Origin of the sequence: Cohnella baijiui (assembly GCF_020731285.1) — a bacterium.
Lineage (GTDB): Bacteria > Bacillota > Bacilli > Paenibacillales > Paenibacillaceae > Cohnella.
Map to the genome: position 1 here is coordinate 136,602 of NZ_JAJFOW010000004.1, position 22,764 is coordinate 159,365.

At 58.1% G+C, this 22,764-nt stretch carries 19 protein-coding genes; 16 read left to right on the plus strand and 3 right to left on the minus strand.

Features of this window, described 5'->3' with window-relative positions; genetic code table 11:
• The first annotated feature begins 7 nt into the window (after positions 1–7).
• From LKX83_RS05905 to LKX83_RS05955, 11 genes are all read left to right on the plus strand, one after another.
• On the plus strand, positions 8–1,009 hold the full coding sequence (locus LKX83_RS05905; RefSeq protein ID WP_227881243.1) for an asparaginase: 1,002 nt from the start codon (positions 8–10) through the stop codon (positions 1,007–1,009).
• 89 nt (positions 1,010–1,098) lie between these two features.
• Complete coding sequence (locus LKX83_RS05910) at positions 1,099–2,718, plus strand: glutathione ABC transporter substrate-binding protein (RefSeq protein WP_227881244.1); 1,620 nt, start codon at positions 1,099–1,101, stop codon at positions 2,716–2,718.
• Between the two features lie 105 nt (positions 2,719–2,823).
• Positions 2,824–3,744 (plus strand): ABC transporter permease subunit, encoded by a 921-nt coding sequence (locus LKX83_RS05915; RefSeq protein WP_227881245.1) that lies wholly within the window; start codon positions 2,824–2,826, stop codon positions 3,742–3,744.
• A 35-nt stretch (positions 3,745–3,779) separates the two neighbouring features.
• A complete protein-coding gene (locus LKX83_RS05920) occupies positions 3,780–4,694 on the plus strand; it encodes an ABC transporter permease subunit (protein WP_227881246.1) in 915 nt (304 codons plus the stop codon).
• A 12-nt stretch (positions 4,695–4,706) separates the two neighbouring features.
• The gene (locus LKX83_RS05925) at positions 4,707–5,714 is read left to right on the plus strand and encodes an ABC transporter ATP-binding protein (RefSeq protein ID WP_227881247.1); all 1,008 of its coding nucleotides are present in this window, start codon (positions 4,707–4,709) and stop codon (positions 5,712–5,714) included.
• The gene (locus tag LKX83_RS05930) at positions 5,711–6,703 is read left to right on the plus strand and encodes an ABC transporter ATP-binding protein (RefSeq protein ID WP_227881248.1); all 993 of its coding nucleotides are present in this window, start codon (positions 5,711–5,713) and stop codon (positions 6,701–6,703) included. The genes LKX83_RS05925 and LKX83_RS05930 overlap by 4 nt, the downstream gene beginning before the upstream one ends.
• Positions 6,704–6,734: 31 nt before the next feature.
• Positions 6,735–8,240: a leucyl aminopeptidase family protein gene (locus tag LKX83_RS05935; RefSeq protein WP_227881249.1), complete on the plus strand. Its 1,506-nt coding sequence runs from the start codon at positions 6,735–6,737 to the stop codon at positions 8,238–8,240.
• Positions 8,237–8,944: a copper homeostasis protein CutC gene (locus tag LKX83_RS05940; protein WP_227881250.1), complete on the plus strand. Its 708-nt coding sequence runs from the start codon at positions 8,237–8,239 to the stop codon at positions 8,942–8,944. The genes LKX83_RS05935 and LKX83_RS05940 overlap by 4 nt, the downstream gene beginning before the upstream one ends.
• 14 nt (positions 8,945–8,958) lie before the next feature.
• Positions 8,959–9,927 carry an ROK family protein gene (locus LKX83_RS05945; protein ID WP_227881251.1) on the plus strand — a complete coding sequence of 323 codons (969 nt, stop codon included), beginning with the start codon at positions 8,959–8,961 and terminating at the stop codon, positions 9,925–9,927.
• Entirely contained in the window at positions 9,924–11,201 is a 1,278-nt protein-coding gene (locus LKX83_RS05950) for an alpha-L-fucosidase (RefSeq protein ID WP_227881252.1), read from the plus strand. Before LKX83_RS05945 ends, LKX83_RS05950 begins: the two co-directional genes overlap by 4 nt.
• Positions 11,202–11,777: 576 nt before the next feature.
• Entirely contained in the window at positions 11,778–12,254 is a 477-nt protein-coding gene (locus tag LKX83_RS05955; protein WP_227881253.1) for a hypothetical protein, read from the plus strand.
• Here the strand turns inward: LKX83_RS05955 and LKX83_RS05960 are convergent.
• The gene (locus tag LKX83_RS05960) at positions 12,251–13,156 is read right to left on the minus strand and encodes a sugar phosphate isomerase/epimerase family protein (RefSeq protein WP_227881254.1); all 906 of its coding nucleotides are present in this window, start codon (positions 13,154–13,156) and stop codon (positions 12,251–12,253) included. The two genes, LKX83_RS05955 and LKX83_RS05960, sit on opposite strands and share 4 nt — an antisense overlap.
• Before the next feature lie 440 nt (positions 13,157–13,596).
• Here LKX83_RS05960 and LKX83_RS34110 point away from each other — a divergent pair, with 440 nt between their 5' ends.
• Positions 13,597–14,889, plus strand: coding sequence for a hypothetical protein (locus LKX83_RS34110; protein ID WP_227881418.1), 1,293 nt, complete (start codon positions 13,597–13,599; stop codon positions 14,887–14,889).
• Between the two features lie 130 nt (positions 14,890–15,019).
• Here the strand turns inward: LKX83_RS34110 and LKX83_RS05970 are convergent, their stop codons facing one another.
• Positions 15,020–15,271: a VOC family protein gene (locus LKX83_RS05970; protein ID WP_227881255.1), complete on the minus strand. Its 252-nt coding sequence runs from the start codon at positions 15,269–15,271 to the stop codon at positions 15,020–15,022.
• A gap of 225 nt (positions 15,272–15,496) precedes the next feature.
• Here LKX83_RS05970 and LKX83_RS05975 point away from each other — a divergent pair, with 225 nt between their 5' ends.
• Positions 15,497–17,749: a glycoside hydrolase family 2 protein gene (locus LKX83_RS05975; RefSeq protein WP_227881256.1), complete on the plus strand. Its 2,253-nt coding sequence runs from the start codon at positions 15,497–15,499 to the stop codon at positions 17,747–17,749.
• A gap of 59 nt (positions 17,750–17,808) precedes the next feature.
• Here LKX83_RS05975 and LKX83_RS05980 read toward each other — a convergent pair whose 3' ends face one another.
• Positions 17,809–18,921 carry a GntR family transcriptional regulator gene (locus LKX83_RS05980; protein WP_227881257.1) on the minus strand — a complete coding sequence of 371 codons (1,113 nt, stop codon included), beginning with the start codon at positions 18,919–18,921 and terminating at the stop codon, positions 17,809–17,811.
• 214 nt (positions 18,922–19,135) lie between these two features.
• Here LKX83_RS05980 and LKX83_RS05985 point away from each other — a divergent pair, with 214 nt between their 5' ends.
• The 3 genes from LKX83_RS05985 (at position 19,136) to LKX83_RS05995 (ending at position 22,667) form a co-directional block, all read left to right on the plus strand.
• Entirely contained in the window at positions 19,136–20,029 is an 894-nt protein-coding gene (locus LKX83_RS05985) for an ABC transporter permease (RefSeq protein WP_227881258.1), read from the plus strand.
• Positions 20,023–20,934: a carbohydrate ABC transporter permease gene (locus LKX83_RS05990; protein ID WP_227881259.1), complete on the plus strand. Its 912-nt coding sequence runs from the start codon at positions 20,023–20,025 to the stop codon at positions 20,932–20,934. The genes LKX83_RS05985 and LKX83_RS05990 overlap by 7 nt, the downstream gene beginning before the upstream one ends.
• Before the next feature lie 74 nt (positions 20,935–21,008).
• Complete coding sequence (locus tag LKX83_RS05995; protein ID WP_227881260.1) at positions 21,009–22,667, plus strand: extracellular solute-binding protein; 1,659 nt, start codon at positions 21,009–21,011, stop codon at positions 22,665–22,667.
• Positions 22,668–22,764: the final 97 nt, after the last annotated feature.

The following is a 22,764-nucleotide window of genomic DNA, read 5'->3' on the forward strand; positions in this document are numbered from 1 at the left end:
TAACAACATGGGATTCACGCCATTGGTCGAAGAGTATCGCGGGGGCGTCCTCGAAAACGTGCATTACGGCGCGGTCAGCGTCGTGGACGAGCGGGGCCGCGTTCTATACAAAGCCGGCGATCCGGATCACCTGACATTTCTGCGATCCGCCGCCAAGCCGTTTCAGGCGATGCCGGCGATGAAGCGCCGCATCGACCGAGATTACGGTCTAACCGGGACGGAAGCCGCGCTCTTCGCCGCCTCGCATCGGGGCGAAGCGTATCACATCGAAGCGCTGGAGTCGATGTTCCGCAAGATGGAGCTGCGCGAGGAGGATCTTCACTGCTGCGCCAGCTACCCGCTGAACGAAGAGGCGAAGGCGGAGCGCCTGCGCGCCCATGAGCCGAAGCGCCGGATCTTCCACAACTGCTCCGGCAAGCATGCCGGAATGATGGGTCTCAGCAAGCAGATGGGCTGGGACGTGCGAACCTATTACGAGCTGTCTCATCCCGTCCAGCAGGAGATTCTGGGCACGGTGGCGGAAATCGCCGAGGTGCCGAAGGCATCCATTCCGCTTGGCGTGGACGGCTGCGGACTTCCGATTTTCGCGCTGCCCCTCCATAAGATCGCGTTTGCCTACCTGAAGCTGGCGTGCCCCGACTTGATCGCGGATCCTGCGAGCCGGGAAGCGGCCGCCGTCATCGCCAAGCTGATGAACGACCATCCCGATATGATCGCCGACCGCCAGTTCGTCTGCTCGGCGCTGCTGAAGGACGACAACCTGGCGGCCAAAGGCGGGGCGAAGGGCGTTTACGGCATCGGGCTGCGGAAGGAGCGGATCGGCATCTCGCTCAAAGTGTCGGACGGCTCCGAGCAGGTGTGGCCGTGCATCATCGCCTCCATTCTGGAACGTCTCGGCTACGGCAACCAGGCGACGATCGACCGGCTCTACGCGCTCGTGCCGAACGAAATCGTAAACGACGGCGGCACGCCGGTGGGCGAGCGTCGGGCGGTTTTCCAGTGGGCGTAGCCGAAGGACGAGAGTAATCTCCGTGTCCCGATCCCGGTCAGACAGGGAGCTATTCTAATACACACGAAAATGAAAAGGGAGTGTTGAGGTTGAAGGCAAAGCGCAAATCATGGTTGGCATTGCTCCTGCTCGTCATCGTCTCCGTCGTCGCCGCGGGCTGCGGCGGCTCCAACAACAAGGGTAGCGAAGGCGGCTCCGCTTCGCCCGGCGCCTCGTCCGGCGCGACCGCAAGCGCCGGCACCGGTTCCAAAAACGGCAAAGGCATCACCATCGCCATCAACACGAATATCATCACCCTCGACCCGCACAACGCGAGCGACACGCACTCGATCAGTGCGGCCCGTACGATGTACGAAGGCCTGCTCGGCTTCGACGAGAACATGAACCTCGTCCCCGTGCTGGCGACCGACTACAAGATCAGCGACGACGGCCTGACCTACACGTTCACGCTGCGCGAAAACGTGAAGTTCCAGGACGGCACGGACTTCAACGCCGAAGCCGTCAAGGCCAATATCGCCCGCATCCAGGACGAGAAAAACAACCTTCGCCTGCGCAAAAGCTTTGCCAAGGTCGCCAAGGTCGAAGCGCCGGACGCAAAGACCGTCGTTTTCACGCTTAGCGAACCGTACAACGCCTTCTTGAACAAAGTCGCCATGGCGGGCATGATCAGCCCGAAGGCGCTGTCCGAGAGCGGCGCCGACATCGCCAAAAAGCCGGTGGGCACGGGTCCGTTCAAGCTTAAGGACTGGACCCAGGGCGACAGCCTCGTCGTCGAGAAGAATTCCGACTATTGGCAGCAAGGCTTCCCGAAGGTCGACGGCATCACGTTCCGCTCCGTGCCGGAGAATGGCTCGCGCATCGCCATGCTGAAAACCGGCGAAGCCGACTTCATCTACCCGCTGCCGACCGAGCAAGTGTCCGAGGTGGACGGCAAGGACGGCATCGTCGTCAACAAGACCGACTCCACGATCGTCCGCTACGTCACGCTGAACACGATGAAAAAGCCGTTTGACGACCTGAAGGTCCGCCAAGCGATCAACTATGCGATCAACAAGGAAGCCTACATCAAAGTCGTCAAGTCGGGCCTCGGCGTCAAGCTGGATTCGACGATGTCCTCGAAGACGCAGTACTACTCGCAGCAAACGGGCTATGATTACGATGTCGAGAAAGCGAAGCAGCTGCTTGCGGACGCCGGCTACCCGAACGGCTTCGAAGCCGAGATCTGGGGCGAGAACGACTCCGAAACGATCAAGGGCATGCAATTCATCCAGCAGCAGCTGGCGCTCGTCGGCATCAAGCTGGACGTGAAGTCGATGGAGGGCGGCACGCTGTCCGACCAAATCAACTCCGCGAAGACGCCGCAAGAAGCCAAGATCCAAATGTGGTACGTCAGCTGGTCGCCGTCCTCCGGCGACGCCGACGGCGCGACGCGCGGTCTGTTCAGCAGCGAAATGTTCCCGCCGGCGGGCTCCAACACCGCCTACTATAAGAACGAAAACGTAGACAAGTGGATCGCCGAGGCCAACAAGGCGACCGACCCGGAGAAGGCGAAAGCCATCTACGCCGACATCCAAAAGACGATCTGGAACGACGCTCCGTGGGCCTTTATGGGCGTGGATCAGATCATCTCCGGCAGCCGGACGTCGCTGAGCGGCGTGAAGGTCTTCCCGGACGGCTCCATCAACGTGCTGAACGCGGAAGTCAAATAATCACGGCAAGGCGAAGTCTCATATCCACGGAACGGAGCCGCTTCTATTCTTTAGGCGAGAAGCGGCTCCCTTTTCTCTTATCGATCCGGAAGGAGGTCTATCGCGTTGGGCAGATATGCGTTGCAAAGACTGATCGGCGTCATCCCATTGCTGTTCATCGTGTCGGTGCTCGTCTTCATGTTCATCCACCTGATCCCGGGCGATCCGGCCCGCCTCATCGCAGGCAAGGACGCCACGCTCGAGGAGATTCACGGCATCCAGCACCAGCTCGGACTGGACCTGCCGCTCTGGCGGCAATATTTCAACTACATGGGCGACCTGCTGAGCGGCAACCTCGGACAGTCGATCCGCTCGGGGCTGCCGGTGACCGACATGCTGTCGAGCCGGATCATGCCGACGCTCTGGCTGACCTTCCTCAGCATGGCGTGGGCGCTCGTGATCGGCATTCTGATCGGCGTCGTCTCCGCGGTGTACCGCAACCGCTGGCCGGACTACGCCGGGACGCTGATCGCCATTTCGGGCATGTCGGTGCCGGGCTTCTGGCTCGGACTCGTGCTCATCCAGATCTTCTCCGTGCAGCTCGGCTGGGTGCCGACGGGCGGCGTCGACTCCTGGAAGTCCTACATCATGCCTTCGCTGACGTTGGGGGCGGGCATCATGTCGATGCTGGCGCGCTACTCGCGGTCGTCCATGCTGGAGACGATGCGCGAAGACTACATCCGCACCGGGCGGGCCAAAGGGCTGCGCGAGACGCTTGTCGTCGGCCGCCACGCCCTGCGCAATTCGCTCATTCAGGTCGTCACGGTGGCGGGGCTGCAATTCGGCTTTTTGCTCGGCGGTTCGGTCATGGTCGAGACGGTATTCAGCATCCCGGGGATCGGCCGGCTGCTCGTCGATTCGATCCTGTACCGGGACTACACGGTCATCCAGGCGCTGCTGCTCATCTTTGCGACCCAGTTCATCCTCATTAACTTGATCGTAGATTTGCTGTACGGCGTACTCAATCCGAAGATCCGGTATTCCTGACGGGATGGGCCATAGCCACGTGGAGGAGGGACACCATGCTTGACAATTCGCTCGACAATCGCCCGGGAGGCGCCGCGGTGCCGCTCGAGGCGGCCGCTCCGGCCCGGACGGGGGGGCGGTTCAAGACGTTTTTTCGCAAATTTCGCAAACAACGGTTGGCCTTCGCGGCAACCTGCTTCATTCTTTTGCTGCTGCTCGTCGCGGTCTTCGGCCCCTTGCTGACGCCGTACAATCCGGATACGCCGGATTACGACGCGCTGATGCAGGGTCCGTCGGCCGCGCATTGGGCGGGGACGGACGAGTACGGCCGGGATATTCTGAGCCGGCTCATCGACGGCACCCGCTTGACGCTGGCGGTCAGTCTCAGCGCCGTGTTCATCGCGGCCGTGCTCGGCACGATGCTCGGGCTGCTGAGCGGCTACTACGGCGGCTGGCTGGACCGGATCATCATGCGCGGCAGCGACGTGCTGTTCTCGTTCCCGGATTTGCTGCTCGCGATCGGGATCGTCGCGATCCTCGGCCCTGGCTTGTCCAACGTCGTCATTGCCGTCGCCGTGTTCGGCACCCCGTCGTTCGCCCGCATCATCCGCAGCGTGACGCTGTCGGTCAAGGAGACGCTGTTCGTCGAGGCGACGCGCTCCATGGGGGCCAAGGACAGCCGCATCATCTGGCGCCACATTTTTCCTGAGACCGTGTCCAGCATCATCGTAAACGTGTCGATGCGCATCGGCGGGGCGATCCTGGCCGCCGCATCGCTCAGCTTTCTCGGCATGGGCGCGAAGACGACGGAGCCCGACTGGGGCGCCATGCTGAGCATGGGACGCGACTATCTGAGCATCGCGCCGCACATCGTCTATTTCCCCGGCTTAACCATCTTCCTCGCGGTGCTCGCGTTCAACATCTTCGGAGACGGGCTGCGCGACGCGCTGGATCCCAAGATCAAATCATAAGGAGGGACGGACATGACACGACATCTGCTGGAAGTCGAAGGCCTGCGGACGGAGTTCAAGCGCGGCGAAGGCAGCATCACCGCGGTCGCGGGCGTGAGCTTCCATATCGAAAAAGGCGAAGTGCTGGGCCTCGTCGGCGAGTCCGGCTGCGGCAAGAGCGTGACCTCGCTGTCGATCATGCGTCTGCTCAAGGATACGCCGGGCAAGATTACCGGCGGCGCCGTGCGCTTCGAGGGAACCGATCTGACGCGGTTTTCGGAGAAGGAGATGCGCCGGACGCGGGGCAACGATATGGCGATGATTTTCCAGGAGCCGATGACTTCGCTCAATCCGGTGCTGCGCATCGGCCTGCAGCTGATGGAGCCGATCATGCTGCATTTGGGCTATGACCGCAAAAAGGCGCGCGCGCACGCGATCCACATGCTGAAGTTGGTCGGCATCCCGCGGGCCGAAGAGGTCGTGGACGACTATCCGCACCAGTTGTCCGGCGGCATGCGGCAGCGGGTGATGATCGCCATGGCGATGTCCTGCCATCCGAAGCTGCTCATCGCGGATGAGCCGACGACGGCGCTGGACGTCACGATCCAGGCGCAGATCCTCGACCTCATGAAGCGGCTCAAGGAAGAGCAGGACATGGGCATGCTGCTCATCACGCACGACCTCGGCGTCGTGGCGGAGCTGTGCGACCGGGTTGTCGTCATGTACGCCGGCCGGGTCGTGGAGGAGGCTCCCGTCCGGGAGCTATTCGCGAATCCGCAGCATCCGTATACGAAGGGGTTGATCCAGTCCGTGCCGAAGCTCCGCCAGAAGGTGCGCCGGCTCGACTCGATCAAGGGCAACGTGCCCGACCTGTCGCAGATGCCGCCGGGCTGCAAGTTCGCGCCGCGCTGTCCCTTCGCGATGGAGCATTGCCGGACCCGGGAGCCGGAGCTGCTGCCGATCGCCGGCGACGCCGCGCGCAGGAGCCGCTGCTGGCTGACGCAGGACGAGACCATCGCCCAAGGAGGGGACGCCGTATGAACGAGACTCCGCTCATCGAAGTGCGAGGCTTGAAAAAGTCGTTCGCGATCAAAAAAGGCTTCCTCGGCCGGACGCGGTATTTGAACGCGGTGGACGGCATCTCCTTCGCCATCCGCAAGGGAGAGACGTTCAGCCTCGTCGGGGAGAGCGGCTGCGGCAAATCGACGACCGGCCGGCTCGTCACGCGCCTTCTCGAGCCGAACGCGGGCGAGGTCCGGTTCGAAGGCCGGGATATCAGCCATATGTCGCACAACCAGATGCGGCCGCTCCGCAAAGACATGCAGATGGTGTTCCAGGATCCGTATGCCTCGCTGAATCCGCGGATGAAGGTCAAGGACTTGGTGGCCGAGCCGGTGCTGATCCATACGAAGCTGTCGGCCAAGGAGCGGGACAAGCTCGCCTGCGAGCTGCTGGAAACGGTCGGCCTGAACAGCATGCACGCCGAACGCTACGCACATGAATTCAGCGGCGGGCAGCGGCAGCGGATCGGGATCGCCCGGGCGCTGTCCGTACGGCCGAGCCTGATCGTCGCCGACGAGCCGGTGTCCGCGCTCGACGTGTCGATCCAGTCGCAGGTGCTGAATCTGCTGCAGGATCTGCAAGAGGAGTACGGGCTGACGTACCTGTTCATCTCCCACGACTTGAGCGTCGTCGAGCATATCAGCGACCGGATCGGGGTCATGTACCTGGGCGCGCTCGTGGAGACGGCGGACAAGGACACGCTGTACGACAATCCGCTGCATCCGTACACTCAGGCGCTGCTCTCGTCGGTGCCCGTGCCCGATCCGACGCTGGCGCGGGAGCGCATTATTCTGAAGGGCGATCTGCCGAGCCCGGTCGACCCGCCGAGCGGCTGCCGGTTTCATACCCGCTGCCCTTCGTGCATGGAGATCTGCAAGCAGCACGCGCCGGCGTTCCGCGAGGTAGAGCCGGGGCACGAGGTCGCCTGCCACCTGTACGACGAAGAAATGATGAAGCTGGCGCGTTGACGGCAAGCATGTTTTGGCATGAGGGACGACTATGAATAGAAAAGAAGGCGAAGCGATGAAGATCGGAATCGATTCCGCCGCCGAAGCGGAGGTGCTCGTCTATCCCGTTTATCCGGGAGAGACGTTCCCTTACAAGCTGGGCGACGGCAAGCGGTCGAGCGGCAGCGCCACCTGGCTGCTCGGCCGGACGGAGACGGAGCGGGACGCGCTCGCGGTCGGCATGGGCGAACGCGCCGACCTGACGCTGGAGCGGGTGCGCCGGGCGGCCGGCACGGCGGCCCGCGCGCTGCGGCGCGAGGGCCGGATGAGCGCGCTGCTGGTGCGCGAACCGGGCGGCGGCGATACGGCCGGCATCGCGGCGGCCGACTGGCTGCAGGCGTGGACGGAGGGCTGGCTGCTCGGCCTCTATCGGTACGAGGCTTTTCGCGAGGCGACCAAGGATCGGGGACCGGCGGCGCTCGATCTGCGCGCCGCCGACTGGCCCGAGCTGACGCCGGAAGCGATGGAGGCGGCGGTCGCGACGGGGCGCCTGCGGGCGGAGGGAACGATGGTCGCCCGCGGCCTCGTGAACGAGTCGCCCGTCACGCTGCACCCGGACCGCTTCGCGGACTGGATCGCGGAGTACTTCGACCGAGGCGACCCCGCGCTGCGGGTACGGGTCTATCGCGGGCAGGAGCTGGTCGACCGTCGGATGAGCGGACTGCTGGCCGTCGGCGCGGGCAGCCGCCACCGGCCGGCGCTCGTCGAGCTCCGGTACGAAGGCGATCCCGCGCTGCCGCTGCTGGCGCTGGTCGGTAAGGGCGTCACCTTCGACATGGGCGGCATGAACGCCAAGACGGCGAGCGACATTACCGACGCGCGCATGGACATGGGCGGCGCGGCCGCCGTCGTGGGCGCGATGGACATCTTGGCGCGCGGCCGGGCGCGGGCGAACGTCGTCGCCTTGCTCCCGGTCGCGGACAACGTGCCCGATGCCGCGGCGATCCTGCCGTCGACGGTCCTCCGCTACCCGAACGGGCTCACCGTGGAGGTCGCCAACACGGACGGCGAGGGCCGCCTGCTGCTGGCGGACGCGCTTCTGCACGCGGCGAACCTCGGCGCTGCCGAAACGGTTGATATCGCGACGCTGACGGGCAACGTCGGCGCCGCGCTCGGCCTCGGGATCGCCGGCATCTGGGGCGACGAGGACGTCAGCCGCCGCCTCGTCGCGATCGGCGAGCGGAACGGCGAGCGGCTGTGGCCGATGCCGCTCATGGACGAATACGAATCCGAGCTGCGCAGCCCGTACGCCGATCTGCGCAATGTCGGTCGCTCGCCGTACGGCGGCGCCATCCTGGCGGCGCTCTTCATCCGCCGTTTCGTGGCACCGGGCATGCGCTGGGCGCACATCGACATGGCGGGTACGGTGCAGTACAAGCAGGACGAGAGCTACGCGGAGACGGGCGCGACCGGCTACGGCGCGCGCCTGCTCGCCGACTATGCCGTGCAGCGGGCGGACGAAGCCCGCCGCCATGAGGCGGAGGAGACGCAAAGATGAAATTGGAGGTCATCGCGACGTGCATCGAGGATGCCATCGTCGCGGAAGAAAACGGGGCCGACCGCCTCGAGCTGATAACCGCCATGACCGAGGGCGGATTGACGCCCGGCATCGGTCTGATCGAGCAGGTGACGCGAACGGTCGGCATCCCCGTCCACGTCATCGTGCGGCCGCACAGCCGCTCGTTCGTTTACTCCCGGCTCGATTTGCTGACGATGGCGGCGGAGACGCGCGCGATCGCGGAGAGCGGCGCGGCCGGCATCGTGCTCGGCGCGCTGACGGCACAGGGGAACATCGACGAGCAGGCGCTTGGGGTGCTGCTGCCGTTGACCGGCGGGCTGCAGGTCACGTTCCACAAGGCGTTCGACGAGCTGGAGGATCAGCTCGCCGGGCTTCGGACGCTGCGGCAGTACCCGCAGATTACGCGGGTGCTCACCTCCGGCGGCCGGGGTCCTGCCCCGCAAGCCGCCGAAGCGATCCGGCGGCTCGTTCAAGAAAGCGAAACGCAATTTCCTCAAATCTTGGCCGGCGGCGGGCTGGTGCCCGAGGGTATCCGCGAATTCGTCGACCGAACGGGCGTGCGGGAGGTGCACTTCGGCTCGGCGGTGCGGCGGGGCCGCGACGGACTCGCGCCGATCGACCCGGCCGCGCTTCGGGCATTGGCCGTCAGCCTACGGACAGGACACGCAGATATCAACAAGTGAAAAGGTGAATGGCTATGCACAACGCTTCGCAATATGTCGTCGGGATCGACCTGGGGGGAACGAAAATCGCGGCGGCGCTGTTCGACGGGAACGGCGAGCTGCTTCAGCGGGAGCAGATGGAGACGGCGGGCGCCCGGACGGCCAAGGAGGTCGTCGACCGGATGGCGGGCATGGTACGCTCCGTCTCCGAAGGCCGGCCGCTGGCCGGCGTCGGGCTGGCGTCGCCCGGCGCGGTGAACAGCCGGGACGGCATCGTCATCAACGGAACGAACCTGCCGGAATGGAACGACGTGCCGCTGAAAAGTTGGATGGAAAAAGAGCTCGGCGTCCCGGTGCAAGTCGTGAACGACGCGAACGCCGCCGCCTGGGGCGAGTACGTGCGCGGGGCCGGTCAAGGCGCCCGCAACATGGTGTACGTGACGCTCAGCACCGGCATCGGGGCCGGCATCGTCATGGACGGCGAACTGCTGCTCGGCACCCAGTCCTTCGCCGGCGAGCTTGGACATGTGATCATCGACCCGGACGGCCCGGTATGCAGCTGCGGAAGGCGCGGCTGCTGGGAGGTGTTCGCCTCGGGGACGGCGATCCGGAATACCGCGCTTCGCGAGATGCGAGGGCGGGCGTCCGCGATCGCGGAGCTGGCCGCCGCGAGCGGCGAGGAGGTGTCGTCCCGCCACGTGTTCGAGGCCGCGCGCCTCGGCGATCCGGTGGCGTCCGAGGTGATCGGGCGGACGATCGCGCATATGGCGATCGGCATGGCCAATGCCGTGCACATCTTCAATCCCGACCGCATCGTCGTCGGCGGCGGCGTGAGCAAGGCGGGCGACCTGTTGTTCCCGGCGCTCCGGGACAAGACCGAGGAGCTGGTCATGAAGCCGTACAGAGGGACTTATACGATCGTGCCGGCGGGCTTGAAGGACGATGTGGGCCTGCTCGGGGCGGCCGCTTTATTCCATACGGGCAAGGAGGGAATAACGAAATGAGCGCGAGAGAAGAACGCACGAGATGGTTTTTGCGGGACCGCTTCGGGCTGTTCATCCACTGGGGGCTGTACGCCATTCCGGCCAGGGGCGAGTGGGTGCGGGGCAACGAGCGAATGAGCCGAGAGCAGTACATGCGGTATTTCGAGGAATTCGACGCGGCGCGGTACGACCCGAAGGCGTGGGCCAAGGCGGCCAAGCAGGCGGGCCAGCGCTACGCGGTGCTGACGACCAAGCACCACGACGGATTTTGCCTGTTCGATAGCAAGCTGACGGATTTCAAGGCCACGAATACGCCGGCCGGACGCGATCTGGTGCGCGAGTACGTCGACGCGTTCCGCGCGGAAGGAATCGCCGTGGGGCTGTACTACTCGCTCATCGACTGGCATCACGACGACTATCCCGGCTACGGGGACAAGGCGCATCCGGACCGCGACAACGAGGCGGCCAAGGACAAGCCGATTCAGTTCGACCGCTACCTCGACTACATGCACGGCCAGGTGGAGGAACTGCTGACCCTGTACGGCAAGATCGACATCATGTGGTTCGACTTCTCGTACGACGACATGACCGGGGAAAAGTGGCGCGCCACCGAGCTCATCCGCAAGATCCGCTCCATCCAGCCCGACATCGTCATCGACAACCGGCTGGGCGGCCACATCCGCGCGGCGGAGCCGGAGGAGTACGCGGGCGACTTTTTCTCCCCCGAGCAGATCATTCCGCCGGGCGGCATCGTCGACGTGAACGGCAAGTCCATCCCGTGGGAGGCGTGCATCACGCTGAACGACAACTGGGGCTACCACTCGGAGGACCGGAACTACAAGTCGGCCAAGCAGGTCGTCCGCACGCTCGTGGAGTGCGTCAGCAAAAACGGCAATCTCCTCCTCAACGTCGGCCCCGACGCCAAAGGCGAGATGACGTGCGAGTCGCTCGAGGTGCTGCGCGATGTGGGCGAGTGGCTGCGGCTGAACGGCGACAGCATCTACGGCTGCGGCATCGCAGGGCTGCCCAAGCCCGAATGGGGCCGCTACACGCAGAAGGGCAACTTGCTGTATGCGCATGTGTACGACCGAGGGATCGGGCCGATCTACTTCCAAGGCTTGAAGGGGCGGATCAAGAAGGCCCGGCTGCTGCGGGACGGCACCGAGCTGAAGGTCGAGGCGCCGTGGATGGCGGAGGAGTACTCCGACGTCGCGGGCGGCGCCTTCATTACCCTGAAGGGCGCCGAGCTGCCGGACGACATGGACACGGTGATCGAGCTGGAGCTCGAGGGCTGAGCGGGGACCGGTTCGAATGCGCGGAAGCGCGTGTTTTGCAGCCTTCGTTCGATAGCCAGCTTGTCGGGCGAAGGCTGTTTTTTTGTAAGAGGCTGGACGCTTCATGCCGAAAGGTGGGGCGTGGCGCCGTTAGACGGGGCGGGGTTGACTTGCCGCAGGGAAACAAAGGACACGATGGTAGGTAATCACGTATACGGGCCTGGCTAACGGTTGCTGCCGAGCTTATATGACCCATAACGTCCATTTTAAAATGGTAACGGTTGTGGCAGCGCTTATTTCTTATTTTGTACCTCCATACGACGATAGTTTGCAAATAGCCGCTCTGGCGACCGTTACCGTTCTAAAATCACCATTTTGGCCTCGATAAGCTCATTTGCAACCGTTGCATCATGTACCGCATTAACCGAATCCGATCGCTGTACCGACAAGCTGAGTAGTTACTCCCCTCCTTTCGACATTCGTTCACTACGACTCCTATTTTTCCCCAAGAATTTCACCCTTATTTCTACACAAGCAGTGACAAATTACATATAATTTTCCTTATGCGCATTTCATTAGCGAACAAAGGCGGACGAAATGAAAAATCAAAGGTGGTTCCTGATTCTCCTTTCGCTACTGCTGATTGGAGGAATCCTTTCATACATACTTTTTGTTAATCAAAACCGGAATCGGTCGGATGAAGTCGTGATTCAAGCTTATTTAGATAACAAGTTTGTTCTATATCTAGATGAGGCTAGAGCTAACTTTAATTTTGGAAGCATCTCTGATCCTAATCAGAAGGAAACAACCTTTTTGCAATGTATTTCTGATTTATCAGCTTCGATTGCTTTATATGAGAATACTTCCTATAAGAAAATCAATATGGAATTGGATATTTCCTTGCATAGCTTGTTGAAAGCACTGCAGGATCAAAACGGAGCTCGCTTACAAATTGTTAATAACGCTGAGGAACTACAAAGTATTCTGAATGAGATTGTACGCGCTCCTAGCGACATACCAAAAACGAAAAGACTCTCGGATTATATATCCCGTTTTACGACCAGTAATCCTTAAAGTGTCAGCAATGCCGCGACCCACCGGTAACATGCCTCGAGCTCCTCGTCCGTCGCGAGGTCCGACCGGTGCTCGAACATGATTTTCACATCCGGATTCTCCTGCACGGCGATCCGCAAGTAGCGCTCGATCGGCGCCCAGCCTTCGTCCGGGTGCTGGTTGGGCAGCACCGGGCGGCGCTTCTCCGCGATCCGGCCCTGCTCGTCGATGCGAGTGTTGGATAGATGGATCGTCTTCGCGTACTTCGCATATCGTCGCACGATCTCGATCGCGTCGAAGTTGGGATCGATCCGATCCTGGAGATACAGCCGAGCCGTGTCGAGACAAAGGCGGATGCGGGGGTGGCGGTCCAGCAGGGAGGGCAGCCAGTCCGATGCGTATACGTACCGGTTCAGCGCGTCGAGCTCCAGCACGGGCGTAAAGCGATGCGCCTCGCCCATCCGCGACAGCCAGGCGAAAAGCCACTCGCTCCGCTCGCGGAGCGTCTCGGCGGCATAAGCGCTCTCGAAGACGTATTCGATGCGGTCGTCAAATCTCCAGTTGCTCCAGTCCACCCGATCGTCGAGGATGACGGGCTTCGGATAGTGGAACAAAATATAGCTTGGCCGAAGCGGCTCGAGATCCGCGATCTCCCGTTCGGCGAGCGCATATGCCTGTTCCCGGACCGTGACGTCATCCGCGAGGAAGAGCGCGTCACGGCCCTGGACGGCGGTGGTGGCGGTACGGAAGGGGAAATGGACGCCGATGCGAAAGCCGGCGGCTTCGGCTTCCCGGCGCAGCCGCTCGACCTCGTCGTCCCGTTCGAATAGGCACGCTTCGATGCCGTAGAAGCCGGGCTTGAAGTCCCGTCGATACTTGGCTTCGTCGAAGCCTCCGTATTGTCCGATGAGGAACCGGTTCATGCGAAGGGCCTCCTTTCGTTAGGGAAACTGGGCGACCAAAGAATACGAAAGATTCCTCCCTCATCTTAGAGCGGTTCCCTCGTTCTGTAAATTGAATCCTTATGTTTCAATGCGGCAAGGTTGTGCGGATGCCCCAGTGTGTCCGTCCATCCATAAAAGCCCCTCCCTGTATACATTGAATAGACTATGAAGTTCAACTTAGGGGCTGAGGTGTATATGATGCGCCGACGGGTAACATGCCTTCGATCTCTGAATGCTGCCATCAAGGAAGTACAGGAAGCCATACAATTTTTGAAACGCTTGAATAATGACCAAGCTGAAGCCGAAATCGGCGATTCACTCGTGGAAATTTCGAAAACCCTCCGCTGCCTGAACTTTAATTCGAATCGGTCGAGGTCGTCGAAACCAAAGAGGAGAATGTTGTTGCGGAGGCGGTGTAGATGAGTCAGCAACTTAAAAGCGTCCGTCAGCTTGAGCAAGCTCTTAAGGAGTTGAAGGAAGCGCGCCATCTTCTACATCACAAAAGAATGAAGTCCGCGGAGAACGAGATTGCGGATTCCTTGAAGTTTCTCGGGAAAGCATTACGGACCATTCAGCAGGAGTTTGGAGTGACCACAACAACCTTCAATGCTACAGGCAGTCTCCAAACATTCACGGCGCCTTCCGATGGGACCGTGATTATACAGGCTATCGGAGCTGCTGGTGGAGGTGTGGGGATTGGTAATATTGGCGGCCGTGGCGCATCGATTCAGGGCCAAATGATTGTAGTGCGCAGTGAAACATTAGCAATACTTGTCGGAAGCGCCGGAATGAATGGCGATCCTTTTTTTAAAACGTTTGGAGGCGGTGGCGGTGGCGGCGGTTCATTTGTTTGGATAGGGACGACATTTACCGATTTGACTTCAGAGACGCTGCTTATTGCCGCTGGTGGCGGCGGAGGTAGTAGCGCTGACACAACGGGTATTGACGCTGTTATAACCCAAGGCGGAACTTCGAGCTCGGATGGTACGCCAGGTGGCAGTGATGGCAATGGCGGTGGCGGTGGACTGAATTCAAATGTTGAACCCAATGACACTGGCGCTGGTGGTGGTGCAGGCGTATTCTCAAGCGGCGGTTTTGGCCATAATGAAGGTTCGGCCGTTGAAATTGGTGGCGCTGGAGGTTCAGGGATACGCTTTAGTGGCCGAGGCGGCCAAGGAGATAAAATCAGCAGCGTACAATCATCGGGTGGCAATGGCGGATTTGGTGGCGGAGGCGGAGGCGGTGTTGGCGCAAGCGCAGGAGGCGGAGGAGGAGGCTTCAGCGGCGGCGGAGGAGCCAGTCCTAGCGGCAGCGGCGGAGGCGGTAGTTCACTCAATAACGGAGCTCTCCAAACAAATACTGCCAGTGTCGGAAACGGAAATGGATTGGTCACCATTACCTTTGTACCTTGCAGAATCACCTTGAGTATCACAAAACCATCTCCCCTCACCTATGAACTCCAAGGAACCGTGACCGTTTCAGGAGCGCCTGCTGAAGGAGTGACGGTGACCTTTACTCCGTTTGCGGGTCCTTTCAATTTACTATCCATCGCCCCAAATCCCGCGGTTACCGATGCATCCGGGAACTTTGCGTCTACGATGACCTTTTCGAGTGTAGAGCCGAAAGTATTTGGTACTATTTTCGTAGAAGCGTCCACGGCGTTCAATGGAATTACCGTGGCCACTCGCCAATTTGCCACTTCACCGGGGTGAACTGATCATAAAATTAGTGTTAGTAATAAGGTGGCGGCTCGCGGACCAAAGCCCTCCTGCACCAGGAGGGCTTCTTTTCTGCAAGGACTCGTCTCGCCCATGATCCCGAAGACCGGAACGATGCCGCGGTCTAGAGCCAACCGGACCAGACGTCGAGCCGGTTGCCGTTCAGGTCGTAGAAACGGAAATTTTTGCGATTGCCGTCGTACAGTTTGATCTCGGAGACACTGACGCCCTGCGCTTTCAGGTGCGCATGCGTGCGTTCGATGTCGTCGGATTTGAAAGTCAGCAGGTGCATGTCGTAGTCCTCGCCTTCCCAGTCGTCGGTCTTGTAGGTCAGCGTGGCGTCTTCCTCGCGTTTTGGCGTGATTATCCGTGTCATGTTCTTTGCAAAATTTCTGAAGGAATGGAGCAAGCGCGGGAATAGCTTTGTCATTGGCAAGGTCACGACTGTGATTTTATGTTGAAAACGAACATATCGTGTTATAAAATAACATTAATTTTTTGAAACTAACACAAAAAGGAGGGAAACTACATGAAAGCACCGATCGAGAACGGATGGCTCCTAACCGGTTCGCACCCCGGATTTTGGGAGTTCGGACGAAGCATGGAGCTCGGCATCGAGTTAAAAGGGCTCATCCCATGGATACCTGCAAAGGTACCGGGAAGTGTCCATTACGATTTGTACGAATCAGGTTATCTTCCCGATCCTTATTGGGGGCTGAACTCGCAGGCGTGCGAATGGGTAAACGAACGCAATTGGCTTTATCGAAACGCTTTTGTTGCCGATGATCGATGGCGCGGAAGAAAAGTGCGCCTGGTATGCGAGGGTATCGACTATTCGGCTAAAGTACGGCTAAACGGCGAACCCCTAGGCGAGCATCGCGGCATGTTTACGCCTGCCGAGTTCGATCTCACCGATCGGCTGCGCTGGGGGGAATCGAACGAACTTCTCATCGGCATTGATGTAACGCCGGAAGGCGTTCCTCAACTGGGCTACACGAATCAAGTCAATCACCTGAAGAGCCGTTTCGGATACAAGTGGGACTTTTGCCCGCGACTCCAGAACATGGGGTTATGGAAACCCGTTTATCTTTGTATTAACGGATCGTCCCGTTTTAATGACGTTCATTGGAAGACATGCTTAAACGAAGACGGCGCGGAGGGGCTCGTGACGGTCGTACTCGATAACGAGAAGGGCGGACAAGGAAGCGTCATAACGAACCTGTACGCCCCCGACGGAACGCTTTGCTCATCCCGGACAACCCAAGTGCAGCTAAGACCGGGACTACAAATCGTTGAGCAACGATTAAATATCGCTCATCCTGAGCTCTGGTACCCGAATGGCTACGGCAACCAACCGCTGTACCGTTTGGTTACGGAAGTGCGTCTCGATGGTCAGCCGTACGCGGAACCTTCCGACGATCGGGAGTTAATCGTCGGCATTCGGTCGCTAGCTTTTAAGCAAAACCCAGGTTCCCCCGACGATTCGCTCGCCTATACCGTTATCGTCAATGACCGTCCCGTTTATTTAAAAGGCTGGAACTGGGTCCCCGTCGATCAATTGTACGGTCGCGAAAGAAGGGAGCAATACGAACATCTCATCCGACTTGCTAAAGAGGCGAACGTTAATCTGTTGCGCGTATGGGGGGGCGGTCTGATCGAACGGGAACTGTTCTACGAGTTGTGCGATCGGTCAGGCATCTTGATCTGGCAAGAAATGATGCAGTCCAGTTCCGGTTTCAACAACGAACCTAGCGCAGAGGCCGCCTTTCTCCACGAATTGCAACAAACGATGCGATTCGTCATTCGGGAAAAACGAAACCATCCATCGCTGGCCATCTGGTGCGGAGGCAACGAATTGACCGAAGGAGGTCACTTGCAAGATCGACTCGTGCCGCTCACCGACAACCATCCAAACTTGCGGATGCTTCGGGATTTGGTCGCGGACCTCGACGGGGAGAGATTGTTTCTGCCCTCTTCCGCTTCCGGCCCGGTCTTTTTTCTGGAACAACAGCACGCCGGGCAAGGCTTGTCCTACGACGTGCACGGTCCCTGGAAATATGCCGGGGACGTCGATCACTATACTCTCTATAACGGCAGCGACGCATTGCTTCACAGCGAGTACGGCGCGGATGGCTTCGCGAGCCTGGATAGCTTGAAGAGGTTCCTGCCCGAAGACGAGTTGACGACGATGTCCGAACCTTCGCCAACTTGGCTGCACCACGGATACGAATATTGGAACATGAACGAGCAGTTGGAGCGCTTATTCGGGCCCGGCTGCACACTCGAGGAAAAGGTCCGGCTGTCCCAATGGCTTCAGGCTGAAGCCATTGGTTATGCTGTAGAGTCCAACCGGCGCCGGGCGCCTCGGTGCAGCGGGAGCATCTTGTGGCAAATGAACGAACCTTTCCCGAATGTGTCTTGCACGAGCGCCGTGGACTACTACGGCATGCCGAAACCCGCCTACTTCCGAACGGCACTCGCTCAGCGTCCGATTCATCCGTCGGCGCAGTTTGACAAGCTGGCCTACACGCGCGGCGAATCGTTTCAAGCGCGATTATTCATTTGCGCCGATCACCCTAACAACGCCGATGCGCAATTGTGCTGGACGATATGCAACAAAGCCGGAGAGACGTTGCTGAAAGGCGAGACGGAAAGCTTCCCGATTCAAGAACTCGTCACGGCTTGCGGCTCGATTGACTGGAGCATACCTGACGATTGCCAAGAAGCGTTCCGACTTAATTTGAAATTGCGAACGGTTGGTAATGGGGAGATCGAGAACCATTACCTGTTCGCCTGCACATCCGACGAACCTGCATCCGCCCCCTTGCAGGCGTTGCGAACATTCCTGTCTTAAAGAAACGGCTCCTCTTGAACCGTCAAACCGGTGTCAAGGGGAGCCGTTTTCCTTCATGCTCAGGCTTTACTCTCATTCCGCATCAGGGACAGGTTCTCGACCGTTCGGCCTTCATACAAGCTGATGGGGGTGACGATGCTTTCGCAAACCTCTTTCTCACGCATAGCCTTAGCCAGCAGCTTAACGGCCTGCTCTCCCATTGCAGTCGTATCTTGCTGAATGAAACTAAAGAAGTGGCCGTCCAAATCACGCAGGCCGGGATTGTCGAATGAAAGAATGGAAAGATCCTCTGGAACGCGCCTGCCCGTTTCTTTCGCGACTTGAGCTATAAAGACGGAAAGGTTGCGGTTAAACGAAAAGACCGCCGTTATTTCCTCGTGCCGTTCCATCCACGACCTGACCAAAGATTCGATTTCTTCCTCGCTATTATAAGTATCGCGAATACCGATCAGCCAATGGTCGGGATTTATGACCAGCCGATGCTTCTGCGCCGCTTCGAGATAGCCGCGAAACCGTTCGTCCGCGCTCGACGTCTTCGATTTGGCTTCGGATAGAATGCCAATATTCCGATGACCTTTGCCGATTAAATATTCCGTCCCCAACATCCCGCCCGAATAGTTGTCCGAGTATACCGCGTTCGTCGGAATGCCCGGCAAATACTTGTCGACCAAAACAAACGGAAAAGATAAAGTTTTTAACTTAATAATTTCTTCGCTGTAGATTTCGTTGTCGATCGGGTAAATAATAAGCCCGCTCGTCTGTTTATCCACCAGATCCTGAATGGTCCGCAACTCTTCCTCGGGGCTCAGATTCATCTTGAGAATCAATTCAAAGCCTTCCTTCCGGCAAGTTCGCTCGATCGCTATGAGCATGGCCTTGGCAGCATCATCAAGCAACGCCGTTAACAGCACGCCGATTCGTTTCCCTTCCGTTCTTTCGCTCCGCGCAACGAATGTTCCTTTGCCGGAAACGCGGTAGACGAGGCCTTCTTCCACGAGTTGCTTGATTGCCGAGATGACAGTCACTCTGCTCACGCCGAACTGAGCCATCAACTCCGCTTCCGTCGGGATCTGATCGTCGGGTCTAAACGCCTGACTGGAAATTTGGGATTTAATATATTCCCGTATTTGTAAATACAACGGAACCTTCGATGAATCAGGCCCAGAGGACATCCACAGTTCACTCCTTAAAGCATAGTCGAAAACTCCAATACATTTGAATGTATTGTATCATTCTTTGAACAAATTATTAATTATTAATTTCTCCAAAAAAGACTCTTTATTAAATGTATTAATACATTTAATTATAATAATGTATTGACTTAATAACTTTCAGGTTTTATGATACTAGTAAATGTTGTAACCGTTCTCAGGAGAGGGTGCCGAAATGCTTAAAGCAATAACAAGACATAAGTTCATTTACTTCATGATCCTGCCGACGTTCATCTACTTTCTGGTTTTCAGTTACGTTCCGATGGTTGGAATTGTTATTGCTTTCAAAGACATCCAACTGTTTAAGGGGATCTGGGCGAGCCCGTGGGTCGGGCTTGAACATTTCCGAACGTTTTTCGGTTCCATACAATTCGATCGGCTAATGGGCAACACACTGACCATCAGCCTGTCCCGCATCGTGTTCGGCTTTCCCATTCCAATCCTGTTCGCCCTCCTGCTGAACGAAGTGCGTGTAGGCGCTTTCAAGAAAGCCGTGCAGACGATTACTTATTTCCCCCACTTCCTATCTTGGGTTATTTTCGGCGGCATTATCTATAACTTGCTTGGACCGAACGGGGCGTTAAACCTCATTTTGAACTTGCTTGGCATGGAGAAAATCGACTTTATGACGAATCCCCCCATTTTCCGAGGCATGCTAATCGTGACGGGTATACTTAAAGAATTTGGATGGGGAGCCATTATTTATCTTGCGGCCCTCTCGGGCATAGACGGCACGCTATACGAAGCGGCGCGAATCGACGGGGCCGGCAAGCTCCGACAGATTTGGCACATTACACTGCCGGGCATTCGCTCGACCATCGTCTTAATGTTCGTGCTGTCGCTTGCCGGGATTATGGATGCCGGCATGGAACAAATTCTTATTCTCGCTAACCCGCTTGTTTACAGCACTAGCGATATTATCGATACCTACGTATACCGCATCGGCTTACAGGAAAGCAATTTTGGACTGGCTACGGCGGTCGGCCTGTTCAAAGGCGTAATCGGCACCGTCCTTATCGTGTTAGGCAACATGATTGTCCGGAGAACGGGGGAGCGTTCGATATGGTAGCCAAATCGATGGAGAAACGAAGCCGATCTTTGGACAACAACCCGCTTTGGGCGAAAACCCTCATTTATCTTATACTGACCGCGTTAAGTTTGATTACGCTGCTCCCGATGGTCAATGTTATCGCTTTCAGTTTCAGTGAAGCACGGGCAATATACGATAATCCGCTGATGCTGCTCCCGCACGACTTCACGACGGCCGCCTATACGTACATCTTCTCCACGCCGGCCTTGCTCAAGGCTTTCGGCATTACGGTTTACGTGACGCTTGCCGGAACGCTGTTGAACCTTCTGTTTACGGTAACCGGAGCTTACGGACTATCCAAGACCCATATCCCGGGCCACCGTTTCCTTCTCTGGTGGACGATCATTCCGATGCTGTTCGGAGCCGGATTGATTCCGTTCTATCTGCTGCTCAAGGAGTTGCACCTGATCAATTCGCTGTGGGCCATGATTCTTCCCGGACTTGTCGCCCCTTTTAATCTGATTCTCATGCGCAACTTCTTCTGGTCCATTCCGGACGAACTCGAGGAGTGCGTAAAGATCGACGGAGCAACCGAGTGGACGGCGCTTACGCGAATCATTCTGCCGCTCTCCAAACCGGCCATTGCCACGATTGCCCTCTTTTATGCCGTCGGACATTGGAACGATTATTTTAACGGATTGTTCTTTCTCACCGACAACGGCAAATGGCCTCTTCAAGTGCTGCTTCGCTCCATCATTATCGATATGAGCGCCCTTAACATGCGGGGTACCAACCTCGGACAGGATGTCACGAAAGTCGTCCTGACGCCGGAAAACATTAAGTCGGCTACGATTGTTTTCTCGGTCGTTCCCATTCTGGTCGTCTACCCTTTCCTGCAGCGATATTTCGTTAAAGGCATCATGATGGGTGCGGTCAAAGGATAAAGCAATGCGGACATGACACAAGGTAAACACCCTCCGGGGTTTACATATTCATTAGATTACAGGGGTGAATGGTAATGGGGATCGCAAAACAGAAACAACAACGCACAAGTCTAAAACTGTCGGCTTTATTGCTAACAGCGGTAATGACGGCAGGAATCATGGCGGGATGCGCCAGCAAGAACGACAAGGAGAGCGCAAGCAGTCCCGGGTCCACGTCGCCGCAACAATCGCCGACATCTTCGGCATCCACTTCGTCTTCGGAAAAAGCTGCGCTTGCCGAGTTCTCGTATATGCGGCCGGTATGGGGCCCCGCCACCTTTGCGGAAGGCGGCGCTTACGAGCAAGCGTTGAACAAAGCCGCCAACGTGAAGATGAGCGTTCAAATCGTCCCCGTCGGCGAATACGACGCAAAGCTTAACACGGTCATCGCTTCCGGCAACTTGCCGGACGTGTTCTGGACGCCTGGGCCTGCGGACTACAAGTTCGTTGACATGCAAAAGCAAGGCGCATTTTTGAAAATCAACGACTATCTGGAGAAGTATCCCGCTATCAAAGCAATGGCGCCGCAAGGTCTGTGGGATCAGTTAAAGGACGAGAACGGCGACATCTTTTTCCTGCCGAACGCAAGCAATCCCTTTAATCCGATGTTTAATTTCTACCGTAAAGACTTGTTTGAAAAACTGAGCATTCCCGAACCGACAACGATTGCCGAACTGGAAGCCGCTTTGGAAAAAATCAAAGCAAGCGACCCGGAAATCATTCCGCTCACCGGCCAGGACAGTTTCTGGGGACTTGGCGCGCTGGGCACATCGTTCGGCTTCGTCAAAGACGGGTGGATGCCATCCAAGGAAGACCCGAACAAACTTGTTCCTTACTGGATGTTGGACGGTGTCGTCGATTTCAACATGTGGCTGAAAAACTTGCGCCATAAAGGTCTTCTCGATTCGGAATATCTCGTGAATAAAGATTGGTCGCACTCCAAAACGAAGTTCGAGACGGGCAAAGCCGCTGTGCTGGGGATGGGCTGGGAGATTACCCCGGCAATCCTTCAAAACATGAAGAAATCGGCACCCGATGCCAAGATCGGAATTTTGCCGCCGTTGAAAGGCCCTTACGGCGATGCGGGCGGCGCCCATTTATTCAATTTGTACGACAGGGGAATTTACGTCTCCTCAAAGATGAAAGACCCGGATGGATTCTTCCGCGTGCTGAACTGGTCGTTGACGGAAGGCAGCGACTTTAGCCGCTATGGCGTCGAAGGCAAAACGTATAAAGTCGTAGACGGCAAGAAGGTGCCGCTACCGCAAGACCAAGTGGAGAACGACTTCAAGACGACGCAGATTGAACCGCTTCAATTCCTCCGTCCGATTCAGGAGAAATTGGACTGGGCCGCGCTGAAAAACCTATACGAAGGCGCCGGCATCGGCGATATGTTCGACGAAGTCAAAAATAAGTACTACGCTTCCACCGCCAACTATTACGGCACTTACCGCCTGCCGAGCACGGTGTCCAAGACGGAACAGAAGGACGGCGCGCGGATTTACACCGATTACTTACAACCGCTGATTGACGGCGGTGCGACACTCAACGACAAATGGAACAAACCGGAATGGGAAGCAGCCGTGAAGAAATGGCTTGACGCCGGCGGCGCCAAAATCATTGAAGAGGTTAACGCCAACCAGCCATCCAAGGCTAAACCGCAAATCAACATTAACGAACTGTTTCCCCAATAACGGTCAAGATAACGAGTAAGTGCCATCTAGCGGCCCGCCTCCGGATGAATAAAGGGTGGCGGGCTTTCCATTTTCGGAATTGCGACAGGAGAGATTC